The sequence below is a fragment of the Streptomyces blastmyceticus genome (genome assembly GCF_039521185.1).
Lineage (GTDB): Bacteria > Actinomycetota > Actinomycetes > Streptomycetales > Streptomycetaceae > Streptomyces > Streptomyces blastmyceticus.
In genome coordinates this window covers 154809-171351 of record NZ_BAAABW010000021.1, presented here as the reverse complement: position 1 = coordinate 171351, position 16543 = coordinate 154809, and the positions used below count along the sequence as shown (strand labels likewise).

General features: G+C 70.4%; 15 protein-coding genes and 1 pseudogene. 9 read left to right on the top strand and 7 right to left on the bottom strand.

The features are described from left to right. The first annotated feature begins 102 nt into the window (after positions 1–102). The 6 genes and pseudogenes from ABD269_RS19540 to ABD269_RS19515 all read left to right on the top strand — a co-directional run. Positions 103–1386 carry an SCO2321 family membrane protein gene (locus ABD269_RS19540; protein ID WP_344119465.1) on the top strand — a complete coding sequence of 428 codons (1284 nt, stop codon included), beginning with the start codon at positions 103–105 and terminating at the stop codon, positions 1384–1386. Further along, the gene (locus ABD269_RS19535; protein ID WP_344119463.1) at positions 1386–2081 is read left to right on the top strand and encodes an SCO2322 family protein; all 696 of its coding nucleotides are present in this window, start codon (positions 1386–1388) and stop codon (positions 2079–2081) included. The genes ABD269_RS19540 and ABD269_RS19535 overlap by 1 nt, the downstream gene beginning before the upstream one ends. After that, the gene (locus ABD269_RS19530; RefSeq protein WP_344119461.1) at positions 2078–3334 is read left to right on the top strand and encodes an energy-coupling factor transporter transmembrane component T; all 1257 of its coding nucleotides are present in this window, start codon (positions 2078–2080) and stop codon (positions 3332–3334) included. Before ABD269_RS19535 ends, ABD269_RS19530 begins: the two co-directional genes overlap by 4 nt. After that, a complete protein-coding gene (locus ABD269_RS19525) occupies positions 3331–4977 on the top strand; it encodes an ABC transporter ATP-binding protein (protein WP_344119459.1) in 1647 nt (548 codons plus the stop codon). The genes ABD269_RS19530 and ABD269_RS19525 overlap by 4 nt, the downstream gene beginning before the upstream one ends. Beyond that, positions 4974–5879: an ECF transporter S component gene (locus ABD269_RS19520; protein ID WP_425572929.1), complete on the top strand. Its 906-nt coding sequence runs from the start codon at positions 4974–4976 to the stop codon at positions 5877–5879. Before ABD269_RS19525 ends, ABD269_RS19520 begins: the two co-directional genes overlap by 4 nt. Next, positions 5804–6868: pseudogene (locus ABD269_RS19515) on the top strand (NsdA family TPR-like regulatory protein); the annotation flags it as partial. The gene ABD269_RS19520 and the pseudogene ABD269_RS19515, both read left to right, overlap by 76 nt. Positions 6869–6979: 111 nt before the next feature. Here ABD269_RS19515 and ABD269_RS19510 read toward each other — a convergent pair. Beyond that, positions 6980–7522, bottom strand: a complete 543-nt coding sequence (locus tag ABD269_RS19510) for a DUF6415 family natural product biosynthesis protein (RefSeq protein ID WP_344119455.1) — start codon at positions 7520–7522, stop codon at positions 6980–6982. Positions 7523–7693: 171 nt separating this feature from the next. Between ABD269_RS19510 and ABD269_RS19505 the strand changes: the two genes are divergently transcribed. The 3 genes from ABD269_RS19505 to ABD269_RS19495 all read left to right on the top strand — a co-directional run bounded on the left by ABD269_RS19505 (position 7694) and on the right by ABD269_RS19495 (position 10865). Then, positions 7694–9022 carry a helix-turn-helix domain-containing protein gene (locus ABD269_RS19505; RefSeq protein ID WP_344119453.1) on the top strand — a complete coding sequence of 443 codons (1329 nt, stop codon included), beginning with the start codon at positions 7694–7696 and terminating at the stop codon, positions 9020–9022. Then, positions 9019–9903 carry a phosphotransferase enzyme family protein gene (locus ABD269_RS19500; protein ID WP_344119451.1) on the top strand — a complete coding sequence of 295 codons (885 nt, stop codon included), beginning with the start codon at positions 9019–9021 and terminating at the stop codon, positions 9901–9903. The genes ABD269_RS19505 and ABD269_RS19500 overlap by 4 nt, the downstream gene beginning before the upstream one ends. A gap of 509 nt (positions 9904–10412) precedes the next feature. Continuing rightward, on the top strand, positions 10413–10865 hold the full coding sequence (locus tag ABD269_RS19495) for a hypothetical protein (protein WP_344119450.1): 453 nt from the start codon (positions 10413–10415) through the stop codon (positions 10863–10865). A gap of 143 nt (positions 10866–11008) precedes the next feature. Here the strand turns inward: ABD269_RS19495 and ABD269_RS19490 are convergent, their stop codons facing one another. From ABD269_RS19490 to ABD269_RS19465, 6 genes are all read right to left on the bottom strand, one after another. Then, positions 11009–11476, bottom strand: coding sequence for a hypothetical protein (locus tag ABD269_RS19490; protein WP_344119448.1), 468 nt, complete (start codon positions 11474–11476; stop codon positions 11009–11011). A gap of 151 nt (positions 11477–11627) precedes the next feature. Beyond that, positions 11628–12182, bottom strand: coding sequence for a YbaK/EbsC family protein (locus tag ABD269_RS19485; protein WP_344119446.1), 555 nt, complete (start codon positions 12180–12182; stop codon positions 11628–11630). Continuing rightward, the gene (locus tag ABD269_RS19480) at positions 12179–12988 is read right to left on the bottom strand and encodes a 2OG-Fe(II)-dependent halogenase WelO5 family protein (RefSeq protein ID WP_301887714.1); all 810 of its coding nucleotides are present in this window, start codon (positions 12986–12988) and stop codon (positions 12179–12181) included. Before ABD269_RS19480 ends, ABD269_RS19485 begins: the two co-directional genes overlap by 4 nt. Next, positions 12981–13661, bottom strand: coding sequence for a class II glutamine amidotransferase (locus tag ABD269_RS19475; RefSeq protein WP_301894498.1), 681 nt, complete (start codon positions 13659–13661; stop codon positions 12981–12983). Before ABD269_RS19475 ends, ABD269_RS19480 begins: the two co-directional genes overlap by 8 nt. A gap of 72 nt (positions 13662–13733) precedes the next feature. Beyond that, the gene (locus tag ABD269_RS19470; RefSeq protein ID WP_344119443.1) at positions 13734–15014 is read right to left on the bottom strand and encodes an ATP-grasp domain-containing protein; all 1281 of its coding nucleotides are present in this window, start codon (positions 15012–15014) and stop codon (positions 13734–13736) included. Position 15015: 1 nt separating this feature from the next. Beyond that, positions 15016–16533: a PqqD family protein gene (locus ABD269_RS19465; RefSeq protein ID WP_301887712.1), complete on the bottom strand. Its 1518-nt coding sequence runs from the start codon at positions 16531–16533 to the stop codon at positions 15016–15018. Positions 16534–16543 lie beyond the last annotated feature (10 nt).

The following is a 16543-nucleotide window of genomic DNA, read 5'->3' as shown; positions in this document are numbered from 1 at the left end:
GGCGCGGAGGGGCTGCCGTGCGCGGCTGTGACCGCCCGTACCACCCCGTATCCCGGCGTCGCCGGACCACCGCAGTGACACCCACCGAGAGGCACCGACCCCATGGCCCCCTCCTTCGCCGTCCACGCGCGCCGCGGCGCCGCGGCCCTGGCCACCGCCGCCGTACTCGGCGCGGGCCTGGCACCGGCAGCGTCCGCCGACGCGTCCCCGTCCCCGGCGGCCCCCGGCCTGTTCGGCGCCTCGGACCCGAAGTTCGACGGTGTCTTCCGGCAGTCCATGGCCCTCCTCGCCCAGCACACGGCGGGCGTCGCGTCGCCGAAGCAGGCCGTCGACTGGCTGGCCGGGCAGCAGTGCGCGGACGGCGGCTTCACCGCCTACCGCGCCGACGCCGGCAAGGCGTGCGACGCGAAGACCCCGCTCGACAGCAACGCGACGGCCGCCGCCGTCCAGGCGCTCGCCGCGCTCGGCGGGCACGGCCCCGCCGTGACCAAGGCCGTGGGGTGGCTGAAGTCCACGCAGAACGAGGACGGCGGCTGGAGCTACAACCCCGGCGGCCCGAGCGACGCCAACTCCACGTCGATCGTGATCGGCGCGCTGGCGGCCGCGGGCCAGGACCCCGCGAAGGTCACCTCCAAGAGGGGCACCTCGGCCTACGACGGGCTCGTCGCCTTCCAGCTGGGCTGCGACGTCGACGAGGCGGACCGGGGCGCGTTCGCCTACCAGCCCGACAAGTCCGGCAAGCTCGCCGCCAACGCCGACGCCACGGCCGCGGTCGCCCTCGCCGGGCTCGGCAAGGGCTACGCGGCGGAGCCCGCGGGCAAGGACAACGTGGACCCGAAGCCGCTGCCCTGCAAGGGCGACGAGGCCGGGACGTCCGACCCGAAGGCCGCCGCGGGTGCCGCGTCCGCGTACCTCGCGCGGATCATGGACAAGGAGAAGGACGGCCCGCACCTGGCCGCCGTCCAGCCCGGCGCCGACAAGCCCGCCCCCGACTTCGGCAACACCGCCGAGACCGTCATCGCCCTCGCCGCGGGCGGCCACCGCGACGCCGCCGCGAAGCCGCTGAAGTGGCTGGAGCAGAACTCCGCCGCCTGGGCCAAGCAGGCGGGCCCCGCCGCGTACGCCCAGCTCGTCCTCGCCGCCCACGCGGCGGGCGCGGACCCGCGCGACTTCGGCGGCGCGGACCTGGTGTCCCAGCTGGGCGCGACGGGCCCGAAGGCGGAGGCCGCGGCCTCCCCGTCGGAGAAGAAGGACGAGAAGCAGGAAGAAAAGAAGGCGAAGGACAACAAGGGGCTGGGCGTCTGGTGGGTCGTCGGCGTCTTCTTCGTCGCGAGCGTCGGCGCGGGCTTCCTCCTGAGCGGCCGCAAGAAGAAGAACCAGCTTTGATGGCCGGCCATCCGGGACGGCGCCACCGGGCGCGGCCGACGGTCGCGGCCCTCGCCACCCTGCTGTTCGCCGGGCTCCTCGCCGTGCTGACCACCGCGCCCGCCCACGCGACCGGCTACCGCTACTGGTCCTTCTGGGAGGGCTCCGGCGGCAGCTGGGCGTACGCCACCCAGGGCCCGGCCACGGCCCGGCCCGCGGACGGCGACGCCATCGGCTTCCGGTTCGCCGTCAGCGAGGACTCCAGGAACGCCGCGAAGCCCGCCGCCTCCCCCGACTTCGGGGCCGTCTGCGACCGCACCCCGGCGAAGGACGGCAGCAAGCGCGTCGCAGTCGCCATCGACTTCGGGTCGGCCGCCGACGCGCCTGCCGGTGAGACCCCGCCCGCGGCCCGTACGGCCTGCGCGCAGGTCGGCAAGGACGCGAGCGCCGGTGAGGCGCTCGCGGCCGTCGCCAAGCCGCTGCGCTACGACTCCGCAGCGCTGCTGTGCGCCATCGCGGGCTACCCGAAGGCGGGTTGCGGCGAGCAGGTGAGCGGGAAGGAGAGCGCGGCGCCGTCCGCTTCCGGCAGCGGTTCCGGCAGCGGTTCCGAAGGCGAGGACGGCGGACCCTCGGCAGGGCTGATCGGCGGCGTCGCCGCCGTGGTCGTCCTCGGCGCCGCGGGCATCTGGCAGGCCCGCCGCCGCAAGCGCGGATGAGCGCGGACGAGCCGCTCCCCGAACCGCTGACGGTGCCGCGCCCCGGCCCGCGGTCGGCGGCCGCCGGTACGGCGGACCGTGCTCCGGGCGAGCGCCTGCCCAACCGTGGCCGCTTCGCGGCGGAGGCCCCCGAGGCCACGAAACAGGTGCGTACGCGCGCGGCGCGCGCGGACGCCCTCCACGCCGGCGCCTGGTGGATCTGGGCGCTCGGCCTGGCCACCGCCGCGTCGCGCACCACCAACCCCCTGCTGCTCGGGCTGCTCGTCGGGGTCGCCGGTTACGTCGTGGCGGCGCGGCGCACGGACGCGCCGTGGGCCCGCTCGTACGGCGCGTTCCTCAAGCTCGGGCTGGTCGTCATCGGCATCCGGCTGGTGTTCGCGGTTGTGCTGGGCTCCCCCATCCCCGGCACGCACGTCCTGGTCACCCTCCCCGAAGTGCCGCTCCCGGACTGGGCGCGGGGCGTGCGGATCGGCGGCCGGGTGACGGCCGAGGGCCTGGTCTTCGCGCTGTACGACGGGCTGAAGCTGGCCGCCCTGCTGATCTGCGTCGGCGCGGCCAACGCGCTCGCCAACCCGGCCCGGCTGCTGAAGTCCCTGCCGGGCGCGCTCTACGAGGCGGGGGTGGCGGTCGTCGTCGCCATGACCTTCGCCCCGAACCTCGTCGCCGACGTCCAACGCCTGCGCGCCGCACGCCGGTTGCGCGGCCGTCCGGACCGCGGGGTCAAGGCCCTGCTCCAGGTGGGGCTGCCGGTGCTGGAGGGCGCGCTGGAGCGTTCGGTGGCGCTGGCCGCGGCGATGGACGCGCGGGGCTACGGCCGCACCGCCCAGGTCCCGCCCGCCGTCCGGCACACGACGAGCGCGCTGACGCTGGGCGGCCTGCTGGGCGTCTGCGCCGGCACGTACGGGCTGCTCGGCGACGTGGGCGCGGGCTACGGCCTGCCGGTGCTGGCCGCCGGGCTCGCCGCGGCGCTGGCCGGGCTGTGGCTGGGCGGCCGCCGGTCGGTCCGTACGCGCTACCGTCCGGACCGCTGGGGCGTACGCGCCTGGCTGGTCTCCGGCTCGGGCGTGGCGGTCGCGGTCCTGATGATCCGGGCGAACTCCTACGCGCCCGCCGCCCTCCACCCGCCGGCCGTCCCCCTGACGGCACCGGAGCTGCCGCTGTGGCCGGCGGTGTCCGTCCTGCTGGGCCTGATACCGGCGTTCGCGGCGCCGGCCCCCGCCACCCGCACCCCGTCCGAGGAGGACCCTCAGTGATCCGGTTCGAGCAGGTGTCGGTCACCTACGACGACACCGCCGCACCCGCGCTCGGCGGGGTGGACCTCACCGTGCCCGAGGGCGAACTCTGCCTGCTCGTCGGCCCGTCGGGGGCCGGCAAGTCGACGCTGCTGGGCACGGTCAGCGGACTCGTACCGCACTTCACCGGCGGCACGCTGCACGGCCGCGTCACCGTCGCAGGCCGCGACACCCGCACCCACCGGCCGCGCGAACTCACCGACGTGGTGGGCACGGTGGGCCAGGACCCGCTCGCCCACTTCGTCACCGACACGGTCGAGGACGAGCTCGCGTACGGCATGGAGTCCCTCGGCGTCGCGCCCGCCGTGATGCGCCGCCGGGTCGAGGAGACCCTGGACCTGCTGGGGCTTGCCACCCTGCGCGACCGGCCCATCGCCACCCTGTCCGGCGGCCAGCAGCAGCGCGTGGCCATCGGCTCGGTGCTGACCACCCACCCCGAGGTGCTGGTACTCGACGAGCCGACGTCCGCGCTGGACCCGGGCGCGGCGGAGGAGGTGCTGGCCGTGCTCCAGCGCCTCGTCCACGACCTGGGCACGACCGTGCTGATGGCCGAACACCGGCTGGAGCGGGTCGTGCAGTACGCGGACCGGGTCATCCTGCTGCCCGCGCCCGGCACGGCACCGGTCATCGGCGACCCGGCGGAGATCATGGCGATCTCCCCGGTCCACCCACCGGTGGTGGCCCTGGGCAAACTGGCGGGCTGGTCGCCCCTGCCACTGTCGGTACGCGACGCGCGGCGCCGTTCAGCTTCGCTGAAGGAGCGGCTGGCGTCCTCGGGGCTCCCTCACGAGGCCGTCACGGGGGCTCGGGGGCTTGCCCCCAATTCCGGGGACAACCCCCCGGCCCAAGCCACCGGCCTCACCATCCGCCACACCCACCTCACCGCCCTGCGCGACGTCGACCTCACCGTGAACCCCGGCGAGACCATCGCCCTCATGGGCCGCAACGGGGCCGGCAAGTCCACCCTCCTGCGCACCCTCGTCGGCACGCACCGCCCCACCACCGGCTCCATACGCGTCGGCGGCCTGAAGCCGCACAGCACATCCCCCGCCGAACTCCTGCGCCACGTCGGCCTCGTACCGCAGGAGCCGCGCGACCTGCTGTACGCGGACACGGTCGGCGCGGAGTGCGAGGCGGCGGACGGCGACGCGCGGGCGGAGCCCGGTACGTGCCGGGCGCTGGTCGACGACCTGCTGCCCGGCGTGTCCGACGCGACGCACCCCCGGGACCTGTCCGAGGGCCAGCGCCTCGCGCTCGCGCTCGCCGTGGTGCTGACGGCCCGCCCGCCGCTGATCCTCCTGGACGAGCCGACGCGCGGCCTCGACTACGCGGCGAAGGAGCGCCTGGTGGAGATCCTGCGCGGGCTCGCCTCCGACGGCCACGCGATCGTCCTGGCCACGCACGACGTGGAGCTGGCGGCGGAGCTGGCCCACCGGGTGGTGGTCATCGCCGACGGCGAGATCGTCGCGGACGGCCCGACGGCGGAGGTCGTGGTCGCGTCCCCGGCGTTCGCCCCTCAGGTCGCGAAGATCCTCGCACCGCTGCCGTGGCTGACGGTGCCTCAGGTGCAGGCGGCACTGGAAGCTCCGGAGGCGACGGCGTGAGGAAGAACCCCGGAGGCGAGGAGACCGCCCGGCCACCGCGCCCGGCCGCGGGCGAGCGGGGCACTCCACGAGGCCGCCGCCCCGCCACCGTCACCGACCGGCAGGCCCGGGCCGTCCGCCTGGGGCCCCGCTCCGTCGCGGCACTCGTCCTCATCTCCCTGATAGGGATCGCGGCCTTCGGCTGGCCACTGCTCGCCGACTCGGCGTCCGGGCTCGCCCACTCCAAGGACGCGCCGTGGCTGTTCGCCGCGCTGCTCCCGCTGCTGCTGGCCGTCGTGGCGGCCACGATCGCCGACACCGGTCTGGACGCGAAGGCCATCGCGATGCTCGGCGTGCTCGCGGCGGCGGGCGCGGCCCTGCGGCCGCTGGGCGCGGGCACGGCCGGGATCGAGCCGATGTTCTTCCTGATGGTCCTGTCGGGCCGGGTCCTGGGCCCGGGCTTCGGCTTCGTCCTCGGCTCGGTTTCGATGTTCGCGTCGGCGCTGCTGACAGGCGGGGTCGGGCCGTGGATGCCGTTCCAGATGCTGGCGATGGGCTGGGTGTCGATGGGCGCGGGCCTCCTCCCGGGCCCCGACCGGCTGCGGGGCCGCCGCGAGGTACTGCTGCTCGCGGGGTACGGCGCGCTGTCCTCCCTCTGCTACGGCACGATCATGAACCTCCAGGGCTGGCCCTACATCGGCTCCCTGGCCACAGGCGTCTCCTTCGTCCCGGGCGACCCCCTGCCGGAGAACCTCACCCGCTTCCTCGCCTACTGCCTGACCACATCCCTGGGCTGGGACGTCCCCCGCGCGATCGTCACGATCACCGCGACCCTCACCCTGGGCCCCACCATCCTCAAGGCCCTGCGCAGGGCGACGCGCCGAGCGGCGTTCGACGCGCCGGTGGAATTCACGAACGGATAGCACCGCAACTCCTGGTCACCGAAAGATCCTTGACGGCCCCCGTGACGTCGGGTAGGCCAGGCTCCATGAACAGCTCCGACGTGGATATCGAGCGCATGCGCACCGCCATCGGCCGCTTACTCGACCACGACAACAGGCATGGCGGTGACGCCATAGCCGCCACCGCCGTTCAGGTGTGGCGAACGGGGCGACGCAAGCTCGACCGTGGTCTGATCCCTGACGGTTCACATGCGGAATACGTCTCCACGGTGGCCGAGGTGGCACAAATCGCCGGCTGGCTGTTGTTCGACGCGGGCGAGCGGGAATCGTCTCGCGCGGCGTTCGTGGAGTCACAGATGCTGGCACGTCACGCCGGGGACCGGCCCATGAAGTGGTTCGCCCTGGACATGCTCGCGATGCACAGCATCGAGTATCACCGGCCGGACGAATCGCTTCGCATAGCCGACGACGTTCTCTCCGATTCCAGGGTTCCCCCACGCGTGGCGTTGCTGGCACGGATACGCAAAGCGCGAGCACTCGCGGATACAGGCTCTCGCCGGCGGGCGATGAGGGAGTTCGCCGCCGCGAGGAGCGGGCTGGAAGACTCGATCACCACCCGCGACCCTTCGTGGACCTGGTGGGTGGACGAACGCGAACTCTCGGGGCACGAAGGCGAATCACTGCTGGCACTCGGAGAGCCGAACGCCGCGGTGCCCAAGTTGCAACGCGCCCTTGATCTCGCGACAGAAAGCAACTCGAACCGGCGGGTGATCCTCTACTACAGCGTCGCCTTGCTGACCGCATACGCGTCCGGCCAGGCATGGCGCGAATGCGAATCGACCTTGCTGTCGATCCCCCCTCTGCTTGAGGAAGTCGCCTCCGGACGCAGCCGCCGCAGGCTGCGGGCGACCTTGCGCGAGATCGCCCGTACGCCGGACTCCCCTCACTGGCTCTCGGACCTGGCACGGGAGATGACTGCCGCACCGCAGCTCTCCGGTTCTTGCGGCTGACGGAAGGTCTCCCATCCTGCTGCTCCACGCCTCACAGCCTGCCCGAGCCTGTGGCATCGTCGCCCAGGTTGGCCGCGGCTCTCAACCTGGACGGCGATGTCACAAGAGGCCCTACGAGACGGAAAGTTGCCGCTCATGATGAATGAGCTCATCAGCGGCCCTCCCGAGGCTTCTCGCCCACGTGACCGCCGAGTCGTAGCCGTCACCGGGGCCGAGGCCCAGCCGGTAGCGAGCCTCCTTCACCGCGGCCAGCGCCGCCAGCCTGACCGGGTCGGTCTCCGGAAGTTCCCGGGCGGTTGCTTCGACCTCAGGGGCCGTCGCCTCGATGAAGTCACGGAGCCGATCGGTCTGCGCCATCACGCGGCCGAACGACGGGAGCAGTTGGTGCATCGCCGTGGCTTCACGGATGACGTCCTCGATCGCGGCTTGCCCGACCCTTGTGACTTCGCTCGACGGCTGCACGTAGGTAAGGCCTCCCCCAGTGTGACCGGTGTGAGGAAAAACAGGCATGGTCGACTCCTCCACGTTGTGATGCAGTAGACGTCGGTTCGCGTCGGCCGCACACCAACTTCTAGAGAAGTTGCACCTGTTGCGCACATGCTCATCCGGATATCCCGGAAGGGATGAGATATCCGCGTCGGGGATATCAGCCACTGCCAGGATCAGTAGCGTGGTGCGGGGAGGCCAGGCGAAACCACGAAAGGGGATCGCATGAAGAGTGAGCGGAAGTGTGGAGCATGCGGATGCCGACTGAGCCGGTACAACGTGGATGGGGACCTCTGCGGGGCATGCGAGCGGCAGCCTCTCGTCCGGCCGGCAGCTCCGGTGGCACTGCCGGTCACGGTGTGGGAAGAGCCCGAGGTCCGAGAGGCGCTGTCTGCTCTCGACTTCCGTTCACTGTGCCGAGCCCTGCGACGCCATTCCGGACTGCGACAGGAAGACCTGGCCCGTATAGCCGGAGAGCAGCAGTCGTACTGGTCCAAACTGGAGTCCGGAACCGTGCGGCTGACGGAACTCCCCAGGGCCATCGCGTTTCTTGAAGCGCTGGGCACCCCGGCCGAACTTGCCCCGCTCCCGCTCCGGGCCTCCCCCACTCGGGCTCCTCACACGACGGACAACTCAACCGATCCGCACATCACCGGGTTACGCCTGGCTGCGGAAGCCGCCTCCAGCTCCCTCGCGTTCACCGAGCAAGCCATGCTCAGCAACGTCGACGACGATGAGCTGGAGTTTCTGTCAATGGAGATCGGGCGCATCGCCACTGCCTACGTGCACGCTCGACTGACCCCGCTCTTCCAGGACCTCGTCACAGTGCGAGACCGGATCTTCGGTTTGATCCAGGGACGCCAGCGGCCCTCGCAGACAAGGGATCTGTTCATGCTCGCGGGAACCACGTGTCTTCTGCTCGCGCACGCCTCCCAGAATCTCGGAGACGAACGCTCGGCCCTGGCTCAGGTCCGTACGGCGTGGGCTTGCGCCGGGCAGGCCGATCACACAGGCCTGCGGGCGTGGACGCGCGGCACCTACGCGTTGATCGCCGAATGGTCGCCGCGAGCCCGGATGGCACTGAAGTTCGCCGAAGAGGCCGCAGCGCTCGCCCCCGCCGGAGAATCCCGCATCCGCATTGCCGCGATCGAAGCGCGTACCGCCGCACGTCTCGGTGACCGGGCCCGTGCACTGGCATCACTGGACCGCATGTACACCGCGCGAGAGGAGAGCCCGGTCCATGACGAGCTCACCCAGTTCGGCGGCCTGCTGTCGTTCCCGGCGGCCAAGCAGAAGTACTACACCGGCAGCGTCTACAGCCTGCTCGGCGATCACGCCCGGGCTGAGCAGCTCTCCGGTGAAGCCATCAGGGAATACGCTGCGGGCCCACCTGAAGAGCGCTCCTACGGTGACGAGTCACTGGCCCGGGTGGACATCATCACCGCCCGACTCGCCCAAGGTGAACTCGCCCAGGCTGCCGAGCTCATGGAAGAGATCGTCTCCATGCCGACCGGCCTACGGATCCGCCAGCTCGGGAACGGACTCGGCCGCGTCGAGGCCATGTTGCGCAGCCCTGCGATCGCGCGGAACCCCGCCACCCGCGAGCTCGCGGAGCTTACTCGGGGGTATGAGGTGATGGCCGCCCACGACCCGGTACGTTCGCCATGATGACGACGACGCAAGCAAGCCCCGAGGAAGTTGTCCGCGCGGCATGCCGCGATCTCGGTCTCCCCTCCGGTGACCTGATGCCGGTACGCAACCACGCCAATTCCGTATACCTCCTGCCGGAATGGGGCGCTGTCGCGCGTGTCAGTCCGTCAGTGAAGGCCGACCGCATCGCCACCTCGATCGAACTGACCCGATGGCTGGTTTCTCAGGGGTTTCCCTCGGTCGAGCCCATGGACGTTCCCCAGCCCATTTGTCGCCCGCCCTCCATCGTCACTTTCTGGAAGCACTATCCCCAGCAAGACCGCGCTCTTCCCTCACCCGGGCACTTGGGCACGCTGCTGCGGAGACTCCACGATCTGCCGCCTGCGCCGATCCACTTGCCGCACTTCCGCCCACTGACTTCATTGGGTGATGCCGTCGCCACCAGCCAGACCCTGACACCCGGGGCGCGCACATGGCTCGCAGGCTGCATCACCGAACTGACCACCGCCTATGCGGATCTCGAATTCCCCTTGGGCACGGGTCTCGTACACGGGGACGCCTACCCCGGCAACACTCTTTGGGACGGGAACTCCGTACGGCTCGGGGACTGGGACGACGCAGCCTTCGGTCCCCGGGAACTCGATCTGGCCAACGTCTTTCAAGGAGCGGCCCGGTTCGGGCGCTCCACTCAGGAGCTGCGCGAGTTCACCCGGGCGTACGGATACGATCCGAGCTCCTGGCCCGGGCTTGCGGTGCTCACGCGAATACGCGACCTGCACACGCTCGGCTCTTTCATCAGGCGAGCCGACTCCGGCGACACCCGCGCCGAGCGGCAGCTCATGCACCGCCTCGGCACACTACGCCAAGGCGACTCGCAAGCCGCCTGGAACGTCTTCTGATCGAGGTAGGACGCAAGGCCTGGACGTCACACCCGCTGGGCCAAGGCCGTCGACGAAGCGTCGGAGGACGGCCACTTCGCCGTAGCCGAGGCGCTCCGGACCGTTGGGCGAATCGATCGTGAATCGGACTGCGGTTACGGTGCCACCCAGGTCACCTACAGCATGAAGCTCCCCGGCAAGGGCCGGCCGGCGACCGCAAGAGGGTATGGCTGGGCAGACCGCATACGGATGTCCAGTCCGGTGTTTCCGGCCGATTGCGCCGCGGCTTCCGGATCCGTCTCCCCCGGCCCTCACCACGGGTCCTCGACACCGGCCGCACAGGCGGGCGAATTCTCCCGCGGGGCGTCATTGGCTTGTTCGGCGGCGTGCCCGGGCCTTTCGGAGCCACGGCCACGCATGGCGTGATGTGCCCTGTGACGGGCCCCACACGGCTACCAAGCTCGTCGGTGTGCAGGACGGCGGGGAATGCCGCCGTCCCACCCGGTTTCCGGGGAGATTAAGGAGAGCTCATGTCCCAGCTCCTGCCCGACGGAATCTTCGTCATCGGTGCCCACATCGGGTTCCAGATCGTCCTGACCTCCACCCCGCATGCCGTCGACCACGGCTCCCCCGTGATCGCGGCCCCCCAGGAGCAGCCGTACCCGGGCCCCGCCCAGCAGTGGCGCATCCACCGCGTCGCCGACTCCGGGCTGCCGGGCCGGTACATCATCCGTCCCGCGTTCCAGGAGGACGAGGCAACGCCCGTCCTCACGGACAGCGCCCAGGACGACCTCCTCTGGGTCAACAACACCCAGCCGGTGGAATGGGTGATCAACCCGACCCCGCGGGGATTCGCCATCTTCAACGACAAGGAGCAGTACCTGACGGCCGAACACATCGGCGCCCAGATCAGGCTCGGCAAGCCGGATGGCCGCCCCAACCAGTTCTGGACCCCGCGCTTCATCGCGCCTGCCGCCGGTTAGCAGGCGCGATCCGCCGCACGTTCCCCGAGCGTGGGCGACAGCACACTTCCGGGCCGACGAGGCTGTCCTCGTCGGCCCGGCAGTGTTCGGCTACGCCGCTCTACGTGCAGTCGTGGAGGCCCGGCCATGGCCCGGCGGCGGCGTCAGCTGATGAAGACGACCACTTGGGAGTGGCCAAGACGCTCCGAACCGTCGGCCGAATCGATCGTGAAGTCGAAGATGCCGGGCGGGTTCTGGCGTCCGGGATAACCCGCGCTCACGCGGGGGTAGAGCACGACCCATTGGCCCGGCTTGCAGTCGAGGTTGAGTGCGACGGACTCGCACGTCAGCGTCTCGAATTCCGAGTCCTGGCCGGGTGACACCGCGCCGCCCAGGACCTCCTCCTGCGGCGTGCCCTCGTGTTCCCAGCGGGACATGGTGAGCTGAGGGTCCATGAAACGCATCCGGCTCTTCCGCAGGTTCTCGACGGTGATCCGCACCGGCCCGATCCACTCGGTGCCGACGTTGCGTACCACCACGGACGGGTAGTTGTACTCACTCCCGCGGACGGCGGACAACACCCCCCTGGCCTCGATCGTCAGTCTCGCCCCGGCGTTCTCTTCCGCAGCCATTCGCCACCCCTGCCCTCGCGTAGGTCGGACCGGACCCGCGCACCCTAGCCACGCCGCACCCGCGCGCACATCACCGCCCGGCGCATACGAGCCACGCGGAAATGGCCCGCGCGCGTCGTGTGTGACGCGTGCGGGCCACTGTCCGGGAGCCTCAGTCCTCGGAGGCCGCCGGGGCCTTCTCGGCGATGGATTCCACTCGGGGTTCGGCCAGGCGGACGTAGTCCTCGGTGTCCAGGGCCAGGGACTGGTGGAGCTCTCCGGCGTTGAAGAAGATCTCCCGGTGCCGCAGCAGGCCGGGGTCCACCATGAGCTCCAGCCGCGGGTCGAACGCGAAGGGCACGATGGTCCCGGTGGCGCAGCCCGTCAGGCGTTCGGCGGTCGGCTGGTCGGCGAAGGAGACGTAGCGGGCCTCGCACAGTTCGGCGATCCGGTCGAGCGCCAGTCGCGTGTCGCCGGGCACCACGGCCAGGACGTAGTGGGAGGTCTTCTTGGTCTTCTTGACCCGCGCCACGATGCACTTGGCCGCCTGGTCGGGGCTGTTGCCCCGGATGGCGCTGACCACATCGGTGCGGCCCTCCGGCTCGTGCTCGATCAGCCGGTAGCGGGCGCCGCCCTCCTGCAGCAGACGCAGGAGCTTCTGCGAGGCCGGCTCGAGCTCGGGCTCGGCGTCGGTTGCTTCGGGCGAGGCCGTCGACGGTTCGGTCATCCCCACACCACCGCGGAGTCCAGCTCCTCGTCGGCGAAGCCCATGAAGAAGCCCATGGTGATCCGGTCGGAGCCGAAGACCCGCTCGATCGAGTGGTACTGCGTGGGGTTGATCACGTAGACGTCGCCGGCCTGCGGCTTGAACTCGTGGCCGGGGTGGCCGTCCACCACGGCCTCGTCGTAGCCGAGCCCGCCGTCGATCTTGAACTTCTCGTCGTCGAGCTGCCAGGGGCGCTGGTAGATGCGCAGTTCGCCGCCCTCTTCGCACTCCTGCAGGCAGACGACGCAGCTCAGCTGGTAGGCGAGGTCGGCCAGCACGAGGCCCGTGTCGGCGGCGTCCCGCATGATGTTGTCGTTGTGCAGCGGGTTGCGCACGCCGTCCGCGTGGATGCGGACGACGGAGGCGGCGTACTCCCGCCCGTCGGGCTCGCGGGCCGGCTCCAGGGAGTCGAGGCCGAAGGCCTTGCGCAGGCCGTCACGCACCTGGTCGGCCAGGTCGAAGGAGACGCTGTCGAGCATCGCCCCCGCTTCCTTGCTCTCCTGGAAGTAGGTGTCCAGGCCGGACAGGTACTTGGCGAGGTACGGGCCGATCGTGGTGAGCGTGCCGTTGGCGTAGTTCGTCGTGGAGGCGCTGGAGAAGAGCTCCCCGACGCGCTCCCGGTTCTTGGCGAACGCGTCGGCGGGCAGGAGGTTGCGCAGGACCACGACGGGGATCTCCCCGGTCACCAGCTTGCGCAGCAGTTCGTGATCGGGCTGCTGCGCGGTGGCGTCGATGACCACGCGGTCCCACGTGTCGATGTCACGCATTGATGGTTTCTCCTTGGCGGGCAGGACGCGCGGCGCGGTCGAGCGGTATTTCGGTGAGGCTGTCGGCCGGGAGGGGTTCCCAGCGGTCCGCCGGAGCGAGGTCGGGAATGATTTCCGAGGCGATCACGGTGTATCGCTCGGTCCGCAGCCGGGACATGCCGAAGTAGCTTCGGGAAGAGCCGGGCGTCGACCAGTGGATGACGTAGGCGAAGTCCCGGTTCACGGCGATGGCGTTGCCGGAGCTTCCACCGGGCGCGATGGCGCGCAGCCGGGCGAGCGTCTCCTGCTCGTCGAGCCGCCGGCTCCCGTCGGGGACGATGTAGTCGAAGTATTCGCGCGAGTCGAACTCCGACTCCGGCATCCCGAGATTCCGGTGGACGGTCGGGAGGAAACCGTTGTGCATGAAATGCCAGGTGGTTTCCCCTTCCCGCGTCAGGGGGTGCGTGAACTGCATGCCGTGGTTCTTCGCCAGGGTCGCGTGGCGTGCGTGGACGGCGAGGAAGTCGGTCTTCAGTTCCGCCACCGGGGATTCGTGGTGGCTTTCCGTGAGCGGTCGCACGTCCCGGTGTGTCCCGATGCCCTGAGGGTCATCGGACCGGCGCCACAACGCTCCCCATCCGTTCGGATGCACTTGGGTGGGGCCGTCGTGGTTGGCGGTGCGGCCACAGCTCATCGCTTCGGCGGCCCCGAGGATCTCGCTTGCGGAGAACTCCCCGGTGGCCAGGATGAGTCGGCACATGGTGGGTCAGTCTCGCCTTCGGTTTTCGGCTAGTGAAGAGAGCACGGAGCGGACATCGCCGTCCTGCGCACTGGTGACAAGGACTCGTCCGACGGATCCGCTGTGTCGCGTGATGTCCGAAGCGAGAATGGTGAGTTCGTCGGCGGTCAGTTCCGCGAAGGAGGGCGTCGGCCCGACGGGAAGGACCTGCACCGAACATCCGGCGGGGGCGATTTCGGCGGCAGCGGTCAGCTGGTCCTCCGAGACGGCCCGGATCTGGCCGATGCTCTTCGTCCCGTCCGGCTCGACGAGTTGGCCGGGGTCCTCGCCGTCCAGGTGGATGCGGAATACCAGTTCGGCCCAGTCGGCACCGGTCGCCTGCTTGATCAGGGCGACCAGGCTGCCGCCGGAGAGCCGGAATCCCATCTCCACGAGCACGGGTCCGTCCGGCCCCAGGATGGCGTCGATGTGGAAGGGGCCCTCGCGGTATCCGGTGGCGTCGAGGCAGGATTGCGCGAGCTCCAGGAGTTCCGGGCTCACAGTGTTCCCGTGCCGTGCGATGTGTCCGACCTCGCGGAAGCCCGCCAGCCCGGACGCGTCGGGAATGTCCTCGACCGCGGTGAGCTTCTCGCAGACGCTCAGCAGTATCGGCTTCCCGGCGTGGGCCACACCCTGCAGGGAGACTTCCGGCCCCTCGACGAATTCCTCCGTGACGACCCCGGTGAACTCGCCGCCGCCGTAATTGGCCAGGCTCTCGATGTACTTGAGCGCGGCGGGCCGCCGGTCGGCGCTCCGGACGAGGAGGACGCCGAGCCCGCCGCCCCCGTCGACCGGCTTGATCACCTGCGGGTAGCCGATCTCCTCGGTCTCCCCGCCGGTCTCCGCCCCCAGGAGCAGGTGACGCGGTTGGGCGAGATGGCCGGCGACGCGGTGGACGGCGGAGCGCAGCTCCTGCTTGTCCAGCGGCCGGAAGTCCTCGCCCACCGACGGCCAGGGCAGGGCGCGCAGCGAGCGCGCCAGGGAGAAGGCGGTGTAGACGTAGCGCTCGAAGCCCGACAGCAGCAGGGCCGGCCGCACCTGGGCGGCGGCGAGCGCCTCGCGCACCTGCTCGGGGTCCTGCGGCTCCTCGACCCCGATCTCCAGGTCGAACGGCCGCCGGCCGAGCAGCTTGCGCCAGCGCAGGTACGCGGGCGTCTCGACCAGTACGGCACGGAGCGAACGCCGGCGGGCGCAGTCGAGGTAGGGGTCGAGCCCGTCGCGGGTCGCCCCCAGCTGGACGAAGTCGGAGCCGGTGACTGCGGCTTCCACGTCAGCGGCCCGACAGGAGCTCGGGGACCAGCGGACCGCCGGGGGTCTGCCGCGTCTGGACCACGGCCTTGTGCGGGTCGCCGTCGAGGATGGCGTCGATCAGCTGGAGGCCCTTGGACTCCGTGGAGGGCAGCCGCAGGGAGCTGCCGTAGAGCACGCGGAGCCGGCTCAGCTCGAGACCGGTCAGCTCCTCCAGCCGGGCGGCCACCGCCTTCTCGTCCGCTCCGTCCGGGTCGAAGCTGCCGCCCAGGAGCTGGTGGACGAGCGGGGTGCTCTCCACCAGTGCGGGCTGCTCGCGGGCGAGGTAGTCGTCCAGCCCGAGCCCCTTCTCGGTGAACGGGGCGTAGACCATGGAGACGAGCTGCTCCTCGGTGACTCCGTACGCCTCGGCCGCGTAGGTGTTCATGGCCGTGCGCATGCGCTCGGCGGTTCCCTCACCGGCGTAGCGCTCGCGCATGATCTCGACGAGCTGCGGCGGGAATTCCTTCTTGTGCATGAGCGAGATCGCGAAGTCGACGTACTCGTCGAGGCCCTCGGCGTACGTCTGTCCGTAGCGCCGCTCGCACTTGAGGGCACGCAGGTGTGCCATGAGCGCGGGATTTCCGCAGTCGGACTCGGTGAAGCTGAAGGCGATGTCGTCGAAGCGGAAGCCCAGGTACTCCGTCAGGAGTTCCCAGTGGTCGCCCGAGGCATAGGCGGTGTCGTCGTAGATGGAGAAGAACTCCAGGCCGGTGCGCACGTCCGTGGTGATGGCGTGCTCGGCGATCACGTCGGGGGCCTGGTCACCGTGAATGTCGGTGAAGTACGCCTGGGAAATGTTGTTCAGCGCGGCGAGGAATCCCTGGAAGCTGGTGCGCATCCCGCGCGGTGCCTGCAGGCCGAACTTGCGGGCGAGTCGCGAGACCCACAGGTAGTAGTCCCGCTGCTCCTGCTGCGAGTCGCCGGTGATGATGAGGTCGACTCCGCCATTGTGACCGGCGGCGAGGCCGAAAGAGTTGACCATGCTGAGATTGCAGGCGTTGCAGAAGGTCGGCCGGGCATCGGCCGCGGTGCGGTGGCCGGTCATCAGGATGTCGATCCGGTTCCGGTCCACGACATCGGTGGTCTGCGGCAGGTTCGCGTCGAACTCGCGCACCAGCTGACCGTCGATCAGAAGGAGTTCCGCACTGGGGTCGTTATAGAGGTGGAGCGCCTGGTACGCGCGGTCGATGTTGTCCATCACCGCTTGCGGCATTCCCGCGTGCCGGTTGGTCGCCACGCGCATGCGGAACGTCGAACCGTGGATCTGGGAGATGATGAGCTGCATTCCCCGGACGAAGGCCAGGGTGTAGGAGCTGTCCTTGCCGCCGCCGTATGCGACCATCACGACGTTGCGGCTCAGGTTCACCCGGTCCGGGAGCGCGTTGTACAGCCGCATGGCGCACTTGACCGCTCCCTCGTAGTTCTCCTTGGACAGCACCTCGCGGAGCTGTTCAAGCGCTATGGAGTGGTCTATCTCCTGCGGTGCAGAAGTGAACATGGAAGCGCCC